Origin of the sequence: Marinibaculum pumilum (assembly GCF_042646425.1) — a bacterium.
Classification (GTDB): domain Bacteria; phylum Pseudomonadota; class Alphaproteobacteria; order Ferrovibrionales; family Ferrovibrionaceae; genus Marinibaculum; species Marinibaculum pumilum.
Genome location: NZ_JBHRTR010000030.1, coordinates 2,627 through 3,329, shown reverse-complemented (window position 1 = coordinate 3,329; position 703 = coordinate 2,627). Strand labels below are relative to the sequence as shown.

1 protein-coding gene is annotated in these 703 nt (G+C 72.7%); it reads left to right on the top strand.

The annotated features are described in order from the left end of the window. Positions 1–11 precede the first annotated feature (11 nt). Positions 12–703: calcium-binding protein (locus ACFOGJ_RS17505; protein ID WP_379902859.1), on the top strand; the 692-nt coding region annotated here is incomplete at its 3' end.

Sequence of the window (703 nt, the reverse complement as noted above, 5' to 3'; positions counted from 1 at the left end):
GGGCAGACGCCATCCTCGGTGGCGCCGGCGCCGACACGATCGACGGCGGCGAGGACGCCGACACCGTCTCCGGTGGCGACGACGCGGACCTGATTGCAGGCGGCGCGGGCGACGACGTTCTGGCGGGTGACGCCGGCGACGACACGGTCGATGGCGGCGAGGGCGCCGACAGCATCGACGGTGGCGAGGGCGCAGACAGCCTGGCTGGCGGCGCGGGCAGCGACTCGATCCTTGGCGGTGCGGGCGCTGACAGCATCGATGGCGGCGACGATGCCGACACCGTCTCCGGTGGCGACGATGCAGACCTGATTGCAGGCGGCGCCGGTGACGACGTGCTGGCGGGCGAGTCCGGCGACGACACGATCGATGGCGGCGAAGGTGCCGACAGCTTGGCCGGTGGCGCAGGCAACGACTCCATCATCGGTGGCGCAGGCGCTGACACGATCGCCGGTGGCGATGACGCCGACACCGTTTCCGGTGGCGACGACGCAGACCTGATCGCCGGGGGCGCCGGCGATGACGTTCTGGCGGGTGACGCGGGCGCTGACACGATTGATGGCGGCGAAGGCGCCGACACGGTCGATGGCGGGTCCGGCGACGACCTGATCCATGCCGGCGACGATCACGACATGGTCGCGGCCGGCAGCGGCGCGGACACCGTGCTCGGCGAGGGCGGCGACGACAGCCTGTCGGGCGACGACGG